Below are 21,131 nucleotides of genomic sequence, written 5' to 3'. Positions count from 1 at the left end.
TCTAGCTATGGCGGCTAGGCTCTCGCGTCACTTCGACTCCTCCTGCGAAGGCAAAAAGCGCCTTCTTCTCGGAGTCTCCAGTGCGTGTCGAGCCTAAACGAGCCGCCTCCGCTTTTATTATTTCTTAAGAATTTCTTCAGAATTATGATAAGTCGATATTAAGATTCTACATTTATTATAAACTTATAAGAAAAAGCAGTGAGGTGGGAGCAGTGGAAACATTAACAGTGCTCGTCACAGATGATGACCAAGACATTCGTGATGGGATAGAGATTTATTTAAAAAATGAAGGGTACAAGGTGTTAAAAGCTGCAGATGGTGTGGAAGCGCTGGAATTATTAGAAAAGAATGAAGTTCATTTAATAATTTTAGACATTATGATGCCAAACATGGATGGGATTACAGCAACATTTAAGATTAGGGCGGAGAGAAATATTCCAATTATTATGTTGAGTGCAAAAGCCGAGGACACCGATAAAATTCATGGCTTATCTGTTGGTGCGGACGACTATATTTCAAAACCTTTTCATCCACTTGAGCTACTAGCAAGGGTAAAGTCGCAGCTTAGACGTTATGTTCAGCTAGGAACTTATCAAGGGCAAACTTCAAAGGTAGAAGTAGATGGACTATCACTTGATATGGATGCTAAGGAAGTGCGACTTGACGGTGACGTTGTTAAGCTCACGCCGATTGAGTACAAGATTACTGAATTGTTATTGAAAAACGTAGGACGCGTCTTTTCCATCCGTGAGATTTATGAGCTTGTTTGGAATGAGGAGGCTTATAACGCAGAAAATGTTGTAGCCGTTCATATTCGTAAAATTCGTGAAAAAATCGAGGCAGATCCGAAAAATCCTCGATACTTAAAGGTTGTGTGGGGAATTGGATATAAAATTGAGAAGTAAGCTCGAACAGTTGGTAACATTCCTATGTATCATCGCTTCCGTAATAGGAACCATTTGTATTGGGATTACTACTTGGCGCTTTTTTAGTGAACATGAAGATACACTTCGATTGTTAGCCAAATTATTTTGAGGAGGAACATTGAGATGAAAATTAAGGGTAAATTACTCCTCACACTTTTTCTTATAACTTGGGTTGTCTTTGCCATTACATTGTTAATCAATCATGGTCATAGCTATATTGGAAAATCGTATTTTAAATCAGATAGTTTTCTTTCAACAAAAGAAACTTTTATTGAACAACTTGGCCATTACGTTTTAGAACCTTTCAATGCAGAAAAAGCTAAAGAAAATATTACTGTAACGCAAACAGAAATTGAAGAGCATCGCAATTACTATGGAACGTTAGCTGATCAAGTAGAGAATATTCGCGCACAATATAGTGATCGAATTGACCAAGCTAAACTAGACAACGACAAAGAGCTTGAAACGTTACTAGTAAAGGAACGAGATGCAAAAATTGCGGACATCAATGAAAACTTTAGTAATGATGATCATGTTGAAGAAAAAATTCGTAAGCAAAAAGAATTGTTAATTGAAAAATATGCAGCGCAACAAGAAAGAAACCGTAAAGATTTTTTAAATGAATTTAGTTACTTTTCTTATAACTTTACAAATATAGAGACAGGCAAAGTATTTGAATCTGGTGAACAAATAACTTCTGGTCTTTTTAAAGAAACCTATGGTAACCAACAATCTTATTTAACGGTGGATAGTACCACTTATATTGAACCTTATGATTTGGTTGAAGGGGATGATTTTAATTTATATGAATCGTTTCGTTATGATGGAGAGGTATCACAGTTTGAAGGGGTAATCAGTATACCAAAGTCAATGCTGAGTGCCACGAATTTCAAAGATGATTACCAAACATTTAAATTTTCGAAAATGGTTTTCTATATCATTTGGGCAACTGGAATTTTAGCAGCTGTTTTGTTATTCACAGTGGCGAAACCATCTTTTCAAGAATTTACAACTTCAAATAAATTGAAAGAAAGCTTTCTAAAATTACCGATCGATGTTCGAATTTTAACTGTAATCATCATGCTACTTAGTAGCTTTTTGTTACTAGATATATTGGGTAATATGATTTCAAATGTTTACTATTTTGGAATATATAATGTATTTCCGTACGTATTTGAGTTATTAACTTATTTTGTATTAATGATGATCATGATTAGTGGAACGATTTTCGGAGCAGTTTGGACTTTCGAAACGCTGCAATTATGGGATTCATATAATTCAGAGCATGTAAAAAAGGAAATTAAGGGTGCAATGCTATATCGTTTAGCAGATGGCATGCAAGATTTATTTTTAAATCGCAAAATTGGCACACAATCAGTCGCGATATTAATGGTCGCTTTCCTTGCAGGAATTGGTTTAGTTGGTGCTTTCATGAGTAATGAATTAGCAATAATTTATACTATTTTGTTATTCTTTATCGGATTACCCGCATCAATCATCTTCCTTCGTCGTATGGGCTACCTAAACCGTATTATGAGACAAACGCAGGAAATGGCTGATGGTCGTTTAACAGCAGATATTAGGGTGAAAGGGAAAGGTCCATTAGCAAATCATGCAACCAATTTGAATCAATTACGTGAAGGTGTAAAGAAGTCGATGACGGAGCAAGCAAAAAGTGAGCGCTTAAAAACGGAGCTGATTACGAATGTAAGCCACGATTTGCGTACACCGTTAACATCCATTATCACGTATACAGATTTGTTAAAAAACCCAAACATTACTGAAGAAGAACGTAAACATTATATTGAAGTATTAGATAAAAAATCTGCCCGCCTAAAAACGTTAATAGAGGACTTGTTTGAGGTATCAAAAATGGCAAGTGGAAATATTGAATTAACGAAACAAAGAGTGGACTTAACACAGCTCTTGCAGCAGGCAATTGGAGAGCATGAAGAGGCCTTTCGTAATGCAAACTTAGAGCTTCGTATCACAATGCCAGATGAGCCGCTATATGCCTATGTGGATGGACAAAAATGGTGGAGAGTCATTGATAACATAGTGTTAAATGCAATGAAGTACTCCTTAGATGGTAGTCGTGTCTATGTAACCTTAAATAGAAAAGGCAATGAAGCAGAATTTATTGTAAAAAATATTGCGAACTATGAATTAGGAGAAAATGTTGAAGAGCTAACAGAACGCTTTAAACGAGCTGATGCCTCTCGTCATACAGATGGATCAGGGCTAGGGTTAGCTATCGCACAATCAATAGTAGACTTACATGGTGGAAGGTTGAAAATTGATGTGGATGGTGATTTATTTAAAGTGATCGTTTCAGTTCAACTAGATTATTAATACTGTACAGAGGCAACACAGACTTTTGTGTTGCCTTTACATTTTTTTTGAAATGAACAATCCTTTTCTGCGTGTTATACTTTTGAGAGGTAAGTAGATAGGAGGGGACCCTTGAAGGAAATACTCCAGATCGCTTTAATGGTCATCATTTATGGTGCACTTACTACATATTTAGGTTGGAATCTAAAAAAATGGCTTCAATCGCTTAATCTTTATCGATGGCCGATTATTTATTGGAGCATTATTTACTTTGTAGCTTTTAGTGTTTTATTTGGAGAATGGTTCGATTCTTTACATGTCTTTTCAGTAATCGGTAGCTACTGGATGTTCCTGTTTGAATATGGTCTCATTTTATGTGTGTTAGTTAATCTCTTTATATTATTAACTCGTATAAAAAGGACTAAAATTGTGGGTACAATTGTATTTTCCTTACTAATTGTGTTGTTTGCTTTTGGTACATACAATGCATATTCACCTGTGGTTCGTAATTTAGAGATCACAATCGATAAAAAAGGAGAACCACTCCGACTTGTAGTTGCTTCTGATTTTCACCTAGGAATTTTGTCTGACAAAGAACATTTACAAAAATTTGTGGATTTGTCCAATGAAGCGCATCCAGATGTTGTGCTACTTGTGGGTGATTTAGTGGATGACGATCCAATTTGGTTTGTAGATGAAGGTATGGATGATGTAATGAAGCAGCTAAAGGCGACATATGGTGTTTATGGTGTATTAGGTAACCACGAATATTATGGAGGGAAAATCCCGTTATTAGTGGAAGAAATGAAGAATGCTAATGTTAAAATTTTAATGGACGAAACAATTCTTGTAGGAAATCGTTTTTATTTAACAGGGCAAGAAGATTCCGTGAATGAAAATCGAATGAAAATTGCCGATTTAAAGCCTGAAAATGGAGAATATCCATGGTTTGTTATGAACCATACACCAAATGACTTGGAGTCACCCTCTAATGCAGGTGTAGACCTTCATCTATCAGGTCATACACACTATGGTCAACTGTGGCCTAATAATCTAATTACCAATATGATATTTGAACTTGATTATGGACATATGCTAAAAGAGAGAATGCATGCACTTGTTTCGTCGGGCTTTGGATTCTGGGGACCGCCTACTCGTATTGGCAGTCGTTCGGAGTTATGGGTGATTGATGTAACATTTACAAAGGAATGATAGACTACCATTCTATAGACATAGACATTAACTTAGGTATCATGTTACATTTATTTTTTATCTTTATTCAGTAGGGGACATCACCCTTACTGAATGAAGATAAAGCAATCGGCAGATGTCACGGATTTTGTTTAGGAGTTATAGGATGTTAGCCTAAGAACGTCGCATCAGTGGACAAACGGCTAACTGACCAACAACCTGTTGGCACAAGCACAATTCAAAATCCGGACGCAATTACGCAAAGGCGTAATTGAATTGATTATGAAAAAAATGATAAGGAGATTTTTATGGACTTTTTTGATTTAATCAAAGCAATCATCCTTGGTTTTGTAGAAGGGGTGACAGAGTTTGCACCAGTTTCATCGACTGGACATATGATTATCGTCGATGATTTATGGTTAAAAACAACAGAATTCTTAGGTCAATATTCGGCAAATACATTTAAAATCGTCGTACAGTTAGGTTCAATCTTAGCAGTTGTCGTTGTGATGTGGAAGCGTATTTTAAGTCTCGTTGGTCTTTATAAAATTAAAGGACAAACAGCTTCAAAGAAATTTAATTTAGGACATGTTTTTGTAGGGATTCTCCCGGCAGGTATTTTTGGCGTTTTATTTGAAGATTTTATCGATGAAAATTTATTCTTTATTTCAACAGTAATTATTGGTTTAATTGTTGGGGCTATTTGGATGATTATTGCAGATAAATTTGCACCCAAAAGACCGGCTATTACATCTTTAGATGAATTATCATACGGGAAGGCCTTTAAGATTGGATTAATTCAATGTTTATCTTTATGGCCTGGATTCTCTCGCTCTGGAGCAACGATTTCAGGTGGGGTTATTTTAGGGTTAGACCATAAAACGGCTTCAGATTTCACATTCATTATGGCAGTGCCGATTATGGCAGGGGCGAGTGGAATTTCACTATTGAAAAACTGGGAGCATATTAATCCTGATCACTTCGCGTTCTATGCGGTTGGATTTATCAGTGCATTCGTCTTTGCACTAATCTCGATTAAATTCTTCTTAAAATTGATTTCACGTGTCAAACTTGTTCCGTTTGCTATTTACCGACTTATTTTGGCAGCTATATTAATTGTAATTGTATATTTATAGAATTTTAAAGGTTGTGGAAAAAGTATTTCCACAACCTTTTGTTAATTTTATTTTAAGTTTGTAAAACATTTACTACTATAATAAATATACCTTGAATAAATAGAGTGATTCTCTTATATTGGGATTATAGTAATAGTACATTTAGCATAAATATTATACGTATTTCGAGTTGATTTAAAAATACTGATGCCTTTGGGGTGGTTTAATTGTTCTCTTTTAACAGAAAAAGAACACAGGAAGTGGTTTTAGATAAGGTTTTTCCTGATGTTGGGATTTATATTGATGATACTGAGCGTTTAATACAGTTAAAAATGATTGGGTTGACAAATGAAGACTTACAGGTGGTTCGTTCAGTTAAACCTTATTTAGAGCCATATACTGATATAATAGTCGGTGCATTTTACGAAACGATTGCCAATATACCTCAGTTTAAAGAAATGATAGAGAAACACAGTTCTACGGAAAAACTCGGTAAAACATTAAAACAGCATTTAATGAAAATGTTTGATGGTAGAATTGACCAGACTTATTTAGACAATCGAAGAAGGGTTTCAAAAGTGCATTTACATATTGGCTTAACAACAAAATGGTATTTAGCAGGATTTGAAAGGTTGGCTAGTGAAGTTCGAAATATTGTTTGTAATTTGCAATTATCACCTGTTGAAACTGCAAAAGTTCTAAATGCGGTTAGTAAAGTCTGCAATTTTGAACAACAAATCGTGTTAGAAGAGTATGAAAAAGAAGCATATCTTCTATTAGAAGAACAAAGGCAAATTGTAAAAACTGATATTCAAGCTGTCGTTGGCCGTATTTCAAAGGATTTAGAGGAACAATCACAACAAACGAATGAAGCCGTCGCAGAGCTTATTTCTAGTACAAAGTATGTAAATGAACTACTTCAAAATAGTATAGAAGGGGCACAAGGGACAAAGGAAGCCTCAGGAAAAGGATATGAGCAATTAAACCTCCTTAGTGAACAAACAAGAGAAATCAATAGCAAGACAGTTGAAATGACGAAAATGGTACAAGCGTTAGATCAATCTTCGTCTGAAATTCAGGCCGTTGTTGAAATTGTTAAAGACATAGCAGGTCAAACTAATTTATTAGCATTAAACTCTGCAATCGAAGCTGCACGTGCCGGTGAACACGGTAAAGGATTCGCTGTTGTTGCAGATGAAGTACGTAAATTAGCAGATCAAACAAAACAATCCGTTGAACAAATTGCTACATTAATTACAATGTCGAGTTCAGTCACATCCCAAGTAATCGAATCAATTCATCACATACAAACGCTTGTTCAAAACGGAATGAAACAAAATGAAAAATCCCTAGAATCATTTGAACAGATTTCCTCTACAGTTGATGCAACCATTTCTGACTTTGAAAACGTAGGATCTCAAGTAGAAGAGCTTACAACCATCGTTGAAAAAATAGGAGAATCCTCAGACAAACTAGAAACAGCTGCATCAAAATTAGATGAAGCGATTGTGAGTTTTTAAGAGGAATAATAGGTCTTGATAAAAAACAAAGGGTCTTTGAACTATAATGTTCAAGACCCTTTTTGCATATGTTAGTCATTAAATAAATTGAATAGGCCGCCAATTCCGCCTTCACCAGTGTTTTTTCCGCCACCACCTTGTGTAACTGGCGCAGCTGCGAATACACGGCTTGCTAAACGGCTAAATGGTAAGGATTGAATCCAAACAGTACCTGGGCCACTTAATGTCGCAAAGAAAATTCCTTCTCCACCAAATAATGCGGTTTTAATACCGCCAACTGCTTCAATGTCATAATCCACAGTAGAAGTCATTGCAACAAGACAACCAGTATCTACACGTAACTTTTCTCCTGGCTGTAATTCTTTTTGATGAATTGCTCCACCAGCGTGAATAAAGGCCATGCCATCTCCTTCAAGTTTTTGCATAATAAATCCTTCCCCACCGAAGAAACCAGCACCAAGTTTACGTTGGAATTCTACACCAACCTCAACACCTTTGGCTGCAGCTAAAAATGCATCTTTTTGACAAATGATTTTTCCATGATGTTCACTTAAATCCATAGGAATAATTTTCCCAGGGTAAGGAGAGGCAAAATAAACCTTGCGTTTACCACTTCCGACGTTCGTGAAAGTAGTCATGAATAAACTTTCACCAGTAATTAAACGTTTTCCAGCACCCATTAATTTACCCATTAGGCCACCACCATGACCTTTAGAACCATCACCAAAGATAGTTTCCATTTTGATGGAATCATCCATCATCATTAAACTTCCCGCTTCTGCAACCACGGTTTCATTTGGATCAAGTTCTACTTCAACAAATTGCATATCATCCCCATAAAGCTTGTAATCAATTTCGTGATTATTCATTTTCCTACCTCCAGGAGTTTTGTTAATTAATTTATATCACTTATGGATACGGATAACATAATGAAAATGTTTCACATCCAATCAAATTTCAATTATAAAAAGGCTATTTCCCTGTAGTTGTTAGGCACATGGACGTTGCGCTCGTGTAGTTTTAGTAGGTTTACTAATTTAGGGATGCAATAAATAGTCTCTCATTTCCCAAACTTCTTTCTGTAGAACCTAACAAATCTTTGAAGGGGGATAAATAATCTCTACTAACTATTAATATAATAGATTATTCAGGTTTTTAAGTAGAAAAAACCGAATATATTAACCGTATATTGAGATTACGAGAATAAAAGGAGGATGTTATGAAGTTAACTAATTATATAAATGGTGAATGGGTAGACAACGATGAACTTCAAACAATTCCAGTAATCAATCCTGCAAATGGACAGCATTTAGCATTTGTACCACTGTCATCAGAAAGGCAAGTGGCTCAGGCAGTAGCCGCAGCGAAAGAAGCTCAAAAACTTTGGGCACGTGTACCTGCACCAAAAAGAGCGGACTTCTTATATGAAATCGGGTACAAGCTAAAAGAGAAAAAGGAACATTTGGCTCGCATTTTAACAAAAGAAATGGGAAAAGTCATTGAGGAAGCTCGTGGGGAAGTACAAGAAGGGATTGATATGGCCTTCTATATGGCTGGTGAGGGGAGAAGGTTATTCGGAGAAACAACACCTTCAGAACTTGCAGATAAATTTGCCATGAGTGTAAGAGCACCAATTGGGGTTGTTGGTCTAATTACACCTTGGAATTTCCCAATTGCTATTGCAACGTGGAAGTCATTCCCGGCAATTGTCTCAGGAAATACAGTCGTATGGAAACCTTCCATTGAAACTCCTATGATGGCATATGAAATGGCAAAAATATTTAATGAAGTGGGATTACCGAAGGGGGTAGCAAATGTCGTCTTTGGTGCTGGGTCAACCGTCGGAACTGCAATGATCGAACACCCTGATGTTAAGGTCATTTCCTTTACGGGTTCAACTGAAACAGGAAGTAAAGTTGCAGAACTCGGAGGGAGAAATCTTAAAAAGGTATCACTTGAAATGGGTGGGAAAAATGCTGTCATCGTGATGGATGACGCGGATCTCCAGCTGGCTGCCGAGGGGATTCTTTGGAGTGCATTTGGTACTGCTGGCCAACGTTGTACTGCTTGTAGCCGTGTCATCGTTCATAAGGAAGTGAGAAAGGAACTAGAAGAAAGGCTTGTTTCATCTGCAAAACAGCTGACAATTGGTGATGGTCTAGATCCGTCTGTTAAAGTAGGACCGGTCATTAATCAAGCGGCTTTAGAAAAAATCCATTCTTACGTGCAAATCGGGAAAGAAGAAGGTGCCAAACTTTTAACAGGTGGTAATATTTTATCTTCATCACAATTTGAGCAAGGTTATTATTATGAGCCTACTATTTTTACAGAAGTCAAACCAACCATGACCATTGCACAAGAAGAAATTTTTGGCCCAGTAATTAGTATTATTGAGGTTGAGAGTTTAGAAGAGGCAATTGAAGTAAATAACAGTGTGAAATTTGGGCTGTCAAGTTCTATCTTTTCTCAGGATGTTAATAAAATATTTAAAGCGCAAAGAGATTTAGACACGGGGATTGTGTATGTTAATGCCGGGACGACGGGTGCAGAGATTCATTTGCCTTTCGGGGGGACAAAAGGAACAGGGAACGGCCATAGAGATTCAGGGCAAGCAGCATTAGATGTTTATACAGAATGGAAAAGTATTTATGTAGATTACAGCGGAAAGTTACAAAGGGCACAGATTGATACTGAAAACTAAACAACGAAAAGGGGATGTTGGGATGAAAGTAGTTGTATTAGGTGCAGGGTTAATGGGAAGAGAAATTGCTCGTGACTTACTTGCAAGTGAAAATGTAGAAAAAGTGTTCTTAGCAGACTTAAATATTAAAGCAACGAAAGACTTTGTCGACACACTGAATACAGACAAAATTGAAGCCGTAGAACTAAACGCAGAAGATGATCAAAACCTACGCACAGTGATGTCTAAAGGGGAAGTCTCCATCAATGCACTGTTCTATAGCTTTAATGAAAAAGTAGCTAGAACAGCATTGGAAATAGGTGTTCATTCCGTTGATTTAGGTGGTCATATTGGGGAAGTGACAGACAAAGTGTTAGCTTTAAGTGATGAAGCCAACTCGAAAGGACTAACTCTCATACCCGATTTAGGGGTAGCACCTGGGATGATCAATATTCTAACTGGTTACGGCGCCTCTAAATTAGATAAGGTAGAATCGATTAAACTTTATGTTGGTGGAATTCCGACGAAGCCAGTTCCACCTCTTAACTATTCTGCTGTCTTTTCTCTTGAAGGTGTCATGGACCACTATACAGAGCCGTCTAAGGTTATTCAGCAAGGTGAATTGAAAGAGGTTCCTTCGCTCTCAGGAATAGAATCAATATATTTTAGTGAGTTTGGGATGCTTGAAGCATTTTACACATCAGGAGGCACTTCAACGCTTCCAAAAACATTCCCGAATGTAAAAACACTAGAATATAAAACGATTCGATATAAAGGTCATGCGGAAAAATTCCAATTACTTGCAGACTTAGGGCTATTCGATAAACAAAATGTAGTAGACGTAGATGGCTCTACGGTAAAAGTACGTAATGTAGTCCGTGAAGTGCTAAAGAAAAAGCTCGCATTAGGTGACGAGCAAGATGCTGTATTACTTCGCGTCATTGTAGCGGGTCAAAAATCAGAAGAAGTTGTGTCATATGAATATGAAATGGTCGTAAGAAGAGATGAAGCATCACATATGACAGCGATGGCTCGTGCTACAGCATGTACAATTTCAGCGGTTGCTCAAATGATTGGAAATGGTCATATTACAAAGCGCGGCGTATTGCCTCCTGAAACAGTAGTGCCAGGGGATCGATATATTGAAGAAATGGCAAAGCGCGGCGTTATTATTAAGGAAACATCACATCGTTCTACAATTGTGAAATGGTAGGGTGGCGCTTATGAATTTTGATTTTACTGAAGAGCAAGTACTGTTAAGAAAAACAGTTCGTCAATTTGTAGATGCGGAAATAATTCCTCATATTGCTAAGTGGGACGCTGAGGGTGGCTTCGATCAGGCTATTTGGAAGAAGCTTGCCAACTTAGGGTTAATGGGAGTTTGTGTACCAGAAAAATATGACGGCTCTGGGATGGACTATAATTCCTTAGCCATTGTGTGCGAGGAACTGGAACGTGGTGATACCGCGTTTCGAACGGCAGTATCTGTTCATACAGGTCTAAATTCTATGACACTGATGCAATGGGGAACTGAGGAACAAAAAAGAAAGTACTTAGTTCCACAAGCAAAAGGTGAAAAAATAGGAGCATTTGGCTTAACAGAGCCAGGTGCAGGTTCAGATGTTGCGAGTATGTCATCACATGCCGTGAAAGATGGGGACGTTTATGTGCTGAACGGACAAAAAACCTGGATTTCGTTATGTGATGTAGCCGATCATTTTATTGTATTTGCCTATACGGATAAATCCAAAAAACATCAAGGTATCACTGCTTTTATCGTTGAAAGAACAATGCCTGGCTTTTCATCCAAGGCGATAAAAGGGAAGTATGGGATTCGGGCTGGCAATACGGGTGAATTGTTTTTTGAAGATGTACGAATTCCAGTAGAGAATCGTCTAGGTGAAGAAGGGGAAGGGTTTAAAATTGCCATGTCTGCTCTCGATAATGGACGATTTACAGTTGCAGCAGGGGCTGTTGGGTTAATTAGTGCTTGTATAGAAGCGAGTGTGAAATATTGCAAGGAGAGAAAAACCTTTGGAAAACCAATAGGTGAACATCAACTTGTCGGACAAATGATCGCTAATATGGAAGCGGGATATCAAATGAGTAGGTTGCTAGTTTACCGCGTGGGCGAATTGAAGAATAAAGGGGTTCGCAATACACGCGAAACATCACTAGCTAAATGGCAAGCCTGTGATTTTGCAAACAAAGCTGCAGACGATGCAGTGCAAATCCACGGGGCGTATGGCTATTCGGATGAATACCCTGTCGCAAGGTTCCTAAGAAATTCAAAAGCCCCTGTTATTTATGAGGGTACACGAGAAATTCATACAATCATGCAAGCGGATTATGTACTTGGGCGCCGCTCCGATAAGCCCTTATCAAAAATGCTACCAAAATGGCCTTTTGAATAAAAATTAGACTGCGTGAAGAAATCAGTAATGGTTTTCTTCACGTTTTTCAATGTTTAAAATTTGCTTTGGAAATGTACATAAACTCCTGGGGCCACACTTAAAGGTTTTGAGTTCGTTCGTATGTTAAGGAGAAAGTCACACGTATAGACTCCAAACCCGCACATAAATTCCTTAAGCTTGAACATAAATCTAAATAACCAAAATTATTTGGAAACCCCTGTAACAAAATTCCTATTCCGAAGTCTAATGCCATAAAGAGATGAAAAAAGGAGTGAATATTGATGAAAGGTAGGCTTTATGTTTCGGGGCTGATCCTTATTATTTTATTAGTTGCTGCTAGTACTCTTCTGTTTGTTAATAAAAAGGTGAATGTAGCGGCGGCTTCAACGGTTTTTGTTAACCAACCATACTATGTTCATTTTTCGAAGCCATTGGATGAGAAGAGTATTGAAAAAGGAAAGGTAAATATTAAACATGCAAATGGAAAAGAAAGCAAAGCTGTGATCACGTTACAGCAAAACAAAACGTCTTTATCGATTCTTCATGAAACGCCTGGGGATTACATCCTTCACATAGATGGTGAAGCTTTTCAAAAATCCTCATCAACTTCCCAAAAAGTTGAATATAAGGTGATTGATCAGATTGAACAACTATCAACAGAGCAAGATTTGCAAGACTACTTTCAAAATATTCTTAACAACGAGCGAAGGAATGTAAATAATAGAGGCGATATTAAGGAGGAAAGCGCCACTGTAACAAGTGAAGCTTCTACAGCAGATCGTGTAGAGTCAGGCGCATCTCACTCTACAACGAACAACCAAGTTGAAGGAATTGAAGAAGGGGATATTGTTGTCACAGACGGAAGATATATTTACTCCATTGTGGACCAAAGTATTATGATAATGGACGCTAAGAATCCACAGAAAATGAAACAAGTAAACTCAATTTCTTTAAATCAAAACAGTACTCCAATACAACTCATGATTCATCAAGACATGTTAATCATTATTTACGATCAATACATCGAGATGAAATCGAGTAAATCTGCTCGCTACATCGGTGGAACGAATATGACAAGAGCTGCATTTTACAATATTAAGGACCCGGCTAATCCAAAAATGATACGGGAAATGGGTCAAGATGGATATATGAACGGTATTCGAAAATATGAAGACGTTCTTTATATGGTGACAAACAAAACACCAGACTATTGGATTATGACCGAAAAAGAAAGTGTTGAGCTAAAACCTTATCAATATGATAGCGCTAAAGGTGAAGAGGTTGAACCGATGGATATCGGGCAATTAACCATCCTACCAGGAACAATGGAACCTAATTATACAATCATCTCTGCCATTGATTTAAAAAACTTAAAAGATAAAAAAATAGAAACTAAGGGTTATTTAGGCGGTAGTTCTACCCTCTATATGTCTGAAAATGCCCTATATTTAACAGCCTTTAAATTTGAAATGCCCAAGACCCTTGAATTAGAACCTTCAAGTTCTTCGGAGGTAACAACATCTATAGCAAGGGACATGATCATTGCGCCAACTTCAACAAATACAGATATTTTTAAATTTGCTATAAGCGGGACGGAAATCAAACTGGCAGCAACATCGTCTGTTTCAGGCACGATCCTAAATCAATTTTCAATGGACGAACATAATGGGCATTTCCGTATTGCTACAACCGATGGGTACGCATGGGGACGTGAGGCAAACTCTAAAAACCACTTATTTATTTTAGATGAAAACCTTGAAAAAGTAGGAGAGCTAACGGACTTAGCGAAGGGTGAGAGAATTTATTCAGCACGGTTTATGGGCGATAAAGTCTATATTGTCACGTTCAAAGAAACAGATCCGCTCTTTGTTATTGATGCATCCAACGCAAGCCAACCAAAAGTATTAGGGGAACTAAAAATACCTGGCTTTAGTAACTATTTACATCCATTAGATGAGAATCATTTAGTTGGGATTGGTTACGATACAGAAGTAAGGGTGGATGAATTTACAAAAGAGCCATTTGTGATAACAAAGGGGATGAAAATCTCTTTATTTGATGTAACAGATTTCCACAATCCTAAGGAGCAGGATATGGTTGTCATCGGTGGGAGAGGAACATATTCAGAAGTTCAGTACAATCATAAAGCGTTGTTCAGAAATAGCCAATATCAATACTTCGGCTTCCCTGTCTCAATTTATGAAGGAAAAGGGGAACATGATATCGTCTACAAAGGATCTGGGGCGCAAGTGTATGAAATAACAGACGAACATGGCATTCAAGTTAAAGGGGATTTAGTTGTACCTTCAAGAGAAGGAGAGCAGTACGAAGATTGGGAATCTAGTATAAACCGTTTGATTTATATTGAAAACGTTTTATATACAGTCTCAAAGAAAGAAGTAAAAAGTTATGACTTACAATCGTTTAAACAATTAGGAACACTGCAAATAAAATAGCAAAAAAACGCTACTTCCAAACAACTAAAGGAAGTAGCGTTTTTGTCATGTAACATTGCTAAATACTAACAAGAAAATATTAAGCATCACCAATGAAACTACGGTCAATTGCTAAAAAGCAAAGCTATCAGTCTTGTTCTGCAATTATTTGCGCGCCTCTAAAATTTCACTTACTGTTACAAACTCGTATCCTGATTGATCCAAGTAATTAAGGACACTATCGAGCCCACTAGCTGTAGTTTGGTGAATATCATGCATAAGAATAATAGCATTATTATGCATGTTACTTTTCACCATAGGTAGTAACTTATTAGAGTTACGATATTTCCAGTCTAATGTATCAATTGTCCACATGACGACAGGAACAGCCGATGCTTTTACAACCTGGTTATTTTTCGCGCCATAAGGAGGACGGAAAACCGTTGGGTATTCACCTATTGCATTAAAAATGGCGTTATTTGTACGGTCTAATTGTGATGCAATCTGTTTTGATGATAGGCGAGTCAAATTTGCATGATTCCATGTATGGTTTCCAATTTCGTGTCCACTATTGTAGACTTCTTTTGCTATTGTTGGATAATTAGAAACATTTGAACCGACCATAAAGAATGTTGCCTTTGCATCATATTTAGCTAACGTTTTTAAAATTTGTTTCGTGACACTTGGATGTGGTCCGTCATCGAAAGTTAAGGCTACCTTTTTTCCATTAGAAGATTTAACTGGTTTTTTAGGTGTTAAAATATTAATCTCACTAGTTGTGCCTGATTTAAGTTCATCCGTTAAAATCGGATTAATATAAGATAATGGAATGGATAAAGTAGGGTTCCCTACATTGCGTGCTGCAATTTCACCTTTATCGTAATAAAATACTAACGAGTCTCCGATTATAGCAAATCGGCTAAAATTGTCCCAATAAGGTCTTGTTGCTGCAATCAATTCATTTTGGAAAATATATTGTTTGTATTTTTTGTCTTCTGATAATTGAGTACGCACATGCTTTGCAAGTAGATTCAAGTTTTCTACTTTTTTATTTAATAGATTAATAGGCGCAATGATTTCGCCTGTTTCTTTGTTAATAAAGAATGTTTCCGTTGACGTATTATAGACGATAGAATCCAAGGATACTTTTTCGGTAAATACAATGGAATAATATTTATTTTTGTATTCATATATATCATAGTCGATGAGAAGATTTCCTTTTGCCTTCACGTCCACGTTATTTTTTAATCGTAATGAGTTAATGTAATTTTCTTTTGAGGTTGTTATGTACTGTAAGATTTTGTTATTTACCGCGTCAAATTTAGTTTGAGGGTAATTAATATGGTATCTTAATGAATCATCATTAACTACTTCTGATAAAATTCGAACTCCTGGGTATTTAACTGAGTTGGTTTCATTTATTGTTGGTGTTGAACCTTCACTAGCATTCGCAGATGTTACTGCTGTTCTTTGAAACTTTGAATCTCCGTTGAAGAAGATAAAGAACACAATGAAAGCAGTTAGCATGACAATTGTACTGATTAGTAGTCCCTCTAACCATCCAGCCCGTTTTCGATTGTGTTTGTTTTTCATTTACATTAACCCCTTTCTAAGTTTAAATATATGTTTTAATTGGAACTAAGATTAATAATACCTTGTCGAATCAGAATTGTTTTTAAAAAAATCAAGCGAAGATCGCTTGTTTCGGGCCTGATAGCCTTGTCATGCTTACTCTGCGATGAAGTGAAACGGGAGTTGACGTGGTGTCCAAATGTACTGATGAATTCCCTCAGTTAAGGAATGGCTCCAACTGAATGTAAGTCGAGAATTGTACACAGACTCCTATTTAAATAGGTAATGAGAGTCTTCAGAGGATAAATATAAAAAATTATAAATATATGTATTGAGATTTACATTTCTGTTCGATAATATATGGCAAGGAGAAAAGGAGATTGTAATCTTATGACAATGAAAGAACAAAACTATGAAATGGCACTTGACTGCTTTTTATTGGCGGGTCAAATTATGATGGAAAGCGGTGCTGAAACATATCGCGTTGAGGATACGATGCTTCGCATGGCGCGTTCTCAAGATATTGAAGACGCTCAAAGCTATGTGACACCAACAGGAATTATCCTTTCATTGGGTAGACGACAAATTACAAAAATCACTTCCATTACCCATCGAATTACAGATTTACATAAAATTTCATTAGTTAACAATATCTCTCGGAAGCTTACACTTAAAATAATAACACTAGATGAGGCTTATGACGAGCTATTAAAAATCCAAAAAACCAATTATTTTTTACCAATTCATGTCCAAATTTTGACAGCCTCTATTGCTAGTAGTTGCTTCATGGTTTTATTTAATGGTCTGTGGTCAGATATGCCTGTTGCTTTTGTTGCGGGTGGTGTAGGTCACTTGGCTGTGACGTTGGTTCAGGAAGCAACAAAGGTAAAGTTTTTCTCAGAATTTTTTGCTTCCCTTGTAGTTGGAATCATTGCTTATTTAGCTGTTCACTTTGAATTAGGAACCGAACTAGATAAAATTATTGTTGGTAGCGTAATGCCACTGGTTCCTGGGGTAATAATTACAAATGCAGTTCGAGATTTAATGGCGGGTCACTTTACAGCGGGTATTGCAAAAGGGGCAGAAGCGTTTTTAACTGCGTTTGCCATTGGTTCAGGTATTGCGCTAGTCGTAGGGCTTTTTTAAGGAGATTATCAAATGGAATATATTCTTCAAATAGTCTTTAGTTTTATTTTTACAGCTTGTTTTGGTGTTATTTTTAATGCTCCAACGAAAGCTATCCCCTATTGTGGGATTGTAGGAGCGATTGGTTGGATTGTTTATTATTATATCAATCATATGGGAGTACAGGAAGTTCAAGCTTCTTTTGTAGGGGCATTCGTTGTAGCGATTGTCGCACAAATATTTGCTCGTCGTTTTAAAATGCCGATGATTATCTTTAATGTATCGGGAATCATTCCGCTTGTTCCAGGTGGTATTGCTTATAATACAATGAGAAATATTGTAGAGCTCGATTATACATTAGGAATTCAAAATGGAATGCGCGCCTTCATGATTTCAGGGGCTATTGCAATGGGGCTTGTTTTTGCAGAGGTTATTACGCAATTAATTATGAGAACCTTTAACAAAGGGAAAACATCTATGCAATCTTTTGCAAGGGCAAAAAGAAGAACTCAAAAATTTAAGTAGAAGTAAAAACAGACTACTCGCAAGGAGAGTAGTCTGTTTTAATTTTGATTATTTCTTCACTAATTCTGAAATTTCATCTTCTGACACAGCTTTGCTTACTAAATAACCTTGAATTGCATCGCATCCATAGCTTTTTAGCAATTCCTTTTGCTCTTCTGTTTCAACCCCTTCAGCTAATACGGTTAGGTTCATGGAATTTCCGAAATGAACCATCCCGTTAATGAGGCGTTGGGTTTTTTCAGATTGCATTAAAGAACGAATAAAGGTTTTGTCTATTTTAAGCACTTCAATTGGAAGTAACTGCATATAACGGAATGAAGCATAGCCTGTACCAAAGTCGTCTAGTACGAAAGTGATGCCTTGATCTTCAAGCTGACGCATTTGTTTAATGATCGAAGTTTCCGCTTCAGCTTCTAGAGCAAATTTTTCAGTAATTTCTATTTGAATTATGTTCGCTGGACATCCAACTTTTGCAAGGGTACTTAAAATGGATTTTGCCATATTTTTATCACGGAATTCACGAACGGATAAGTTAATGCTGACTTTTAAATTTAACCCTTTACTTTGCCACTCTACAGCTTGTCTACTAGCTTTTTCAATTACAAACGAACCAATATGGTGGATTAGGCCTGTTTCCTCTGCAATTGGAATTAATTCATCTGGGGATACAACACCAATTTTTTCGTCTTCCCAACGGACTAGTGCTTCTACACCCGTAATTTTACCGCTTTGTAAGTCCACTTGTGGTTGGTAAAGGACCTTTAAGTTTCGTTGGTCTAATGCAAGGAGTAAGCGTTTTTCAATCATAGATCTACGGTTAATCGCTTTATGCGTTTCATTTGATAAAGAGACAATATGGTCACCGCCAGCCTTACGTACATTCGCAATCGTCGCTAAAGAGGCTTTCATTAATTGAGAAAAGTTCGTTTGGTCTTGAGGTGCACGAGTGATTCCTCCACTAATGGCAATAGGAACAGCTTCGCTTCCGTTGAAAATGGGATTTTGTTTCAAATATGTTAAAAAGCCTTGTATAAACCATTCGCCAAGTGGTGTAATAACTACAAAGTCGTTTTCGTTAATTCGTGCCATTAAACTATCTTGGAAGTAAATTTTCATTCGCTTTGTAAACTCAACAATTAGGTTGTTGTTTTCAGCGAGATTATGGTGTAAATCTTTAATTGTATAGAACTTATCAATACTCATGTAAACGAAGGAGAAATGACGGCCTTCTTCTACGATTTCCGTTACAACTTTTTCAAGTCGGTGTACATTCATTAATCCCGTTTCAGTATCCATATAAGCTATTTTTTCTAATTTATGTTGTAATTCTTTATCTTTTGTAATGTCCTGTTCAATTAACACAAAGCGATAGCCTGCATCTTCTTGTGAGTAGGTTGGGATGGCTGTTAAATTGACCCAATACAATGCGCCATCTTTCGTAATCTTCTCGATATCACCTTGCCATATTTGACCAGATGAAATCGTTTGCCAAATCTGATTCGCCATTTGTAAACTTTCATCGGTTTCGGGGAACAGTTGCCAAAACGTTTTCCCAAGTACTCGTTTTGGTGTCCAGTGACTTGTTTTTAAAAAGGCTTGGTTACAATTAATAATTAACCCTTCACTATCTAACGTCACAACCATAAAAGAAGAGTGGATGCCTTCTTTTAAATCTAGTAGTTCTTGTGCTGTTTCATCGAGTTTGACTACTAATTCACTTAATATACATGTGATTTGAGTGCAAGGTACGCCGTCTATGAAACATGGAATAGATAACAGTGAACTATTGAGTAGCCGATCATCTTTTGTTAAAAGTTGTATTTTTTCAAATCGGTATGTCTCTTTACGCTCTAGAATTTTATTCCAGGAATTTTCGGATAAACCAGATAGTAAATTGTGTTTAATTGTTTGAACAGGGGTATTTAAAAAGTCCTGCATCGAATAGCTGAAGTATTTTTCACAGAGCTCGTTCCAAATGACTACTTCGCCTTCACGATTAAGGGCAAAAGATGGAAAGGGAACTTGGTTTAATATATTTTCATCAATACTGTAGTTCTTTTTGTCACTACCCATCATTTTTTTGTCTCCTTGGTATGCGTATATTTATACTAATATTATAGAGAGTTTACCTTCAATAGTCATTATGAAAGTTCTAGTTAAAATTTTACAATACGTAAATTTAGGTCTTTGTATCTAAAGTGTATAGTTTTTCTAAAGAAAATGATGAAAATTAATAATTTTAAGATTGAGGGAAGTACATGGACCGTATTAAAGGAGTTTCACTAATTGTTTTAGGAGCTGCATTTTGGGGTGCTACAGGTCCTTTAGCAGAAATTTTATTTTCTAGTACAGGTATGACTGTACCTTTTATGCTAGCTTTGCGACTTATTGTTGCTGGGATTTTGCTGTTAACATTTTTATTGGCGATGAAAAAGCCTATTTTTTTGATTTGGAATTCAAAAGTTTGGGCAAGAGATTTGGTCATATTCAGTATTATTGGAATGCTAGGTGTCCAATATTCATTTAACGCAACGATTCACGAAAGTAATGCAGTATTTGCTACGTTAATTCAATTTTTGGGACCTATTTTTATAGTTGCGTATGTTTCGTTTAATGTAAGGAAATGGCCTCCTAAATCACAGGTTTTAGGGATTTTAGGGACTTTAATTGGCTTGTTTTTATTACTAACAAATGCTTCATTCACTTCTCTTCTTGTCAGTAAAGAAGCATTAATTTGGGGATTTATTGAAGGGATTACGTTTGCGTTTTACACACTTTACCCAGCAAATCTAATGAAAGAATGGGGAGTCTTCATTGTTGTTGGATGGGGAATGTTGATTGGCGGCGTGCTACTTTGTTTTTCAATATCCATATGGAAAAGTAATGAATGGACTATGTTAGCAGATGGTACGACACTTACTATATTTGCGTTGTCAATTTTATTTGGGACACTTGGGTTTGTATTCTTTCTAAGTAGTTTGAAATATATAAGTCCAATTCTTACAAGTGTTTTATCAAGTATCGAACCGTTAACTGCGATGATCTTGTCTATTTTTCTGTTTCAAACAACGTTAGCGCCCTGGCAATTAATAGGTGCACTCATCATACTTGTTTCTGTCACATGGCTGTCTATTGCAGGGGAAAAGACAGAAAAAATCAAGACGGAATAAATCTTTAATAAAAAGTCCGTCATTTACTATGAGACGGTCTTTTTTGCTAAGGGGTGGTGACATTCTGAAATCACCTCCTTAGGAACAAAGGTTTTACTGCGACGAGTAACCGCAGGAGGAAGATAAT

Annotated in this window: 15 protein-coding genes; 12 read left to right on the top strand and 3 right to left on the bottom strand. The window is 36.7% G+C overall.

Translation table 11 applies throughout. The annotated features are described in order from the left end of the window. The first annotated feature begins 212 nt into the window (after positions 1-212). The 5 genes from JOD29_RS18780 (at position 213) to JOD29_RS18760 (ending at position 7,083) form a co-directional block, all read left to right on the top strand. Entirely contained in the window at positions 213-905 is a 693-nt protein-coding gene (locus JOD29_RS18780; protein ID WP_124766874.1) for a response regulator transcription factor, read from the top strand. A 144-nt stretch (positions 906-1,049) separates the two neighbouring features. Beyond that, a complete protein-coding gene (locus tag JOD29_RS18775) occupies positions 1,050-3,278 on the top strand; it encodes a sensor histidine kinase (protein WP_124766873.1) in 2,229 nt (742 codons plus the stop codon). A 111-nt stretch (positions 3,279-3,389) separates the two neighbouring features. Beyond that, a complete protein-coding gene (locus JOD29_RS18770; protein ID WP_239585811.1) occupies positions 3,390-4,469 on the top strand; it encodes a metallophosphoesterase in 1,080 nt (359 codons plus the stop codon). A gap of 287 nt (positions 4,470-4,756) precedes the next feature. Continuing rightward, positions 4,757-5,584 (top strand): undecaprenyl-diphosphate phosphatase, encoded by an 828-nt coding sequence (locus JOD29_RS18765; protein ID WP_124766872.1) that lies wholly within the window; start codon positions 4,757-4,759, stop codon positions 5,582-5,584. A 239-nt stretch (positions 5,585-5,823) separates the two neighbouring features. Then, positions 5,824-7,083, top strand: a complete 1,260-nt coding sequence (locus JOD29_RS18760; RefSeq protein WP_338088337.1) for a methyl-accepting chemotaxis protein — start codon at positions 5,824-5,826, stop codon at positions 7,081-7,083. A 71-nt stretch (positions 7,084-7,154) separates the two neighbouring features. On the opposite strand, the gene JOD29_RS18755 is transcribed toward JOD29_RS18760, so the two are convergent. Continuing rightward, on the bottom strand, positions 7,155-7,952 hold the full coding sequence (locus tag JOD29_RS18755; RefSeq protein WP_124766871.1) for a TIGR00266 family protein: 798 nt from the start codon (positions 7,950-7,952) through the stop codon (positions 7,155-7,157). Between the two features lie 350 nt (positions 7,953-8,302). Here JOD29_RS18755 and JOD29_RS18750 point away from each other — a divergent pair, with 350 nt between their 5' ends. The 4 genes from JOD29_RS18750 (at position 8,303) to JOD29_RS18735 (ending at position 14,633) form a co-directional block, all read left to right on the top strand. Further along, positions 8,303-9,784: an aldehyde dehydrogenase family protein gene (locus JOD29_RS18750; protein ID WP_124766870.1), complete on the top strand. Its 1,482-nt coding sequence runs from the start codon at positions 8,303-8,305 to the stop codon at positions 9,782-9,784. A 22-nt stretch (positions 9,785-9,806) separates the two neighbouring features. Then, the gene (locus JOD29_RS18745) at positions 9,807-10,976 is read left to right on the top strand and encodes a saccharopine dehydrogenase family protein (protein ID WP_124766869.1); all 1,170 of its coding nucleotides are present in this window, start codon (positions 9,807-9,809) and stop codon (positions 10,974-10,976) included. Between the two features lie 10 nt (positions 10,977-10,986). Next, positions 10,987-12,177, top strand: a complete 1,191-nt coding sequence (locus JOD29_RS18740) for an acyl-CoA dehydrogenase family protein (protein ID WP_124766868.1) — start codon at positions 10,987-10,989, stop codon at positions 12,175-12,177. Between the two features lie 281 nt (positions 12,178-12,458). Then, a complete protein-coding gene (locus JOD29_RS18735) occupies positions 12,459-14,633 on the top strand; it encodes a beta-propeller domain-containing protein (RefSeq protein WP_124766867.1) in 2,175 nt (724 codons plus the stop codon). 144 nt (positions 14,634-14,777) lie between these two features. Here JOD29_RS18735 and JOD29_RS20515 read toward each other — a convergent pair whose 3' ends face one another. Beyond that, on the bottom strand, positions 14,778-16,205 hold the full coding sequence (locus tag JOD29_RS20515; RefSeq protein WP_124766866.1) for a polysaccharide deacetylase family protein: 1,428 nt from the start codon (positions 16,203-16,205) through the stop codon (positions 14,778-14,780). 369 nt (positions 16,206-16,574) lie between these two features. On the opposite strand from JOD29_RS20515, the gene JOD29_RS18725 reads away from it, so the two are divergent. Together JOD29_RS18725 and JOD29_RS18720 are read left to right on the top strand one after the other, a co-directional pair. After that, a complete protein-coding gene (locus JOD29_RS18725; protein WP_192894267.1) occupies positions 16,575-17,330 on the top strand; it encodes a threonine/serine exporter family protein in 756 nt (251 codons plus the stop codon). Positions 17,331-17,342: 12 nt separating this feature from the next. Next, on the top strand, positions 17,343-17,834 hold the full coding sequence (locus JOD29_RS18720; protein ID WP_124766865.1) for a threonine/serine exporter family protein: 492 nt from the start codon (positions 17,343-17,345) through the stop codon (positions 17,832-17,834). A gap of 48 nt (positions 17,835-17,882) precedes the next feature. On the opposite strand, the gene JOD29_RS18715 is transcribed toward JOD29_RS18720, so the two are convergent. Further along, the gene (locus tag JOD29_RS18715) at positions 17,883-19,907 is read right to left on the bottom strand and encodes a bifunctional diguanylate cyclase/phosphodiesterase (RefSeq protein ID WP_124766875.1); all 2,025 of its coding nucleotides are present in this window, start codon (positions 19,905-19,907) and stop codon (positions 17,883-17,885) included. A 185-nt stretch (positions 19,908-20,092) separates the two neighbouring features. Here JOD29_RS18715 and JOD29_RS18710 point away from each other — a divergent pair, with 185 nt between their 5' ends. Beyond that, complete coding sequence (locus tag JOD29_RS18710) at positions 20,093-21,004, top strand: DMT family transporter (RefSeq protein WP_124766864.1); 912 nt, start codon at positions 20,093-20,095, stop codon at positions 21,002-21,004. Positions 21,005-21,131 lie beyond the last annotated feature (127 nt).

Origin of the sequence: Lysinibacillus composti (genome assembly GCF_016908465.1) — a bacterium.
GTDB lineage: Bacteria > Bacillota > Bacilli > Bacillales_A > Planococcaceae > Ureibacillus > Ureibacillus composti_A.
The sequence above is the reverse complement of the archived record's forward strand: the minus strand, read 5'-3'. Positions and strand labels throughout refer to the sequence as shown.

Excerpts from the sequence above, each read along its gene's own strand:
- JOD29_RS18775 (WP_124766873.1), top strand. The coding sequence starts at position 1,050 with ATGAAAATTAAGGGTAAATTACTCCTCACACTTTTTCTTATAACTTGG.
- JOD29_RS18765 (WP_124766872.1), top strand. The coding sequence starts at position 4,757 with ATGGACTTTTTTGATTTAATCAAAGCAATCATCCTTGGTTTTGTAGAA.
- JOD29_RS18755 (WP_124766871.1), bottom strand. The coding sequence starts at position 7,952 with ATGAATAATCACGAAATTGATTACAAGCTTTATGGGGATGATATGCAA.
- JOD29_RS18750 (WP_124766870.1), top strand. The coding sequence starts at position 8,303 with ATGAAGTTAACTAATTATATAAATGGTGAATGGGTAGACAACGATGAA.
- JOD29_RS18745 (WP_124766869.1), top strand. The coding sequence starts at position 9,807 with ATGAAAGTAGTTGTATTAGGTGCAGGGTTAATGGGAAGAGAAATTGCT.
- JOD29_RS18740 (WP_124766868.1), top strand. The coding sequence starts at position 10,987 with ATGAATTTTGATTTTACTGAAGAGCAAGTACTGTTAAGAAAAACAGTT.
- JOD29_RS18735 (WP_124766867.1), top strand. The coding sequence starts at position 12,459 with ATGAAAGGTAGGCTTTATGTTTCGGGGCTGATCCTTATTATTTTATTA.
- JOD29_RS20515 (WP_124766866.1), bottom strand. The coding sequence starts at position 16,205 with ATGAAAAACAAACACAATCGAAAACGGGCTGGATGGTTAGAGGGACTA.
- JOD29_RS18725 (WP_192894267.1), top strand. The coding sequence starts at position 16,575 with ATGACAATGAAAGAACAAAACTATGAAATGGCACTTGACTGCTTTTTA.
- JOD29_RS18720 (WP_124766865.1), top strand. The coding sequence starts at position 17,343 with ATGGAATATATTCTTCAAATAGTCTTTAGTTTTATTTTTACAGCTTGT.
- JOD29_RS18715 (WP_124766875.1), bottom strand. The coding sequence starts at position 19,907 with ATGGGTAGTGACAAAAAGAACTACAGTATTGATGAAAATATATTAAAC.
- JOD29_RS18710 (WP_124766864.1), top strand. The coding sequence starts at position 20,093 with ATGGACCGTATTAAAGGAGTTTCACTAATTGTTTTAGGAGCTGCATTT.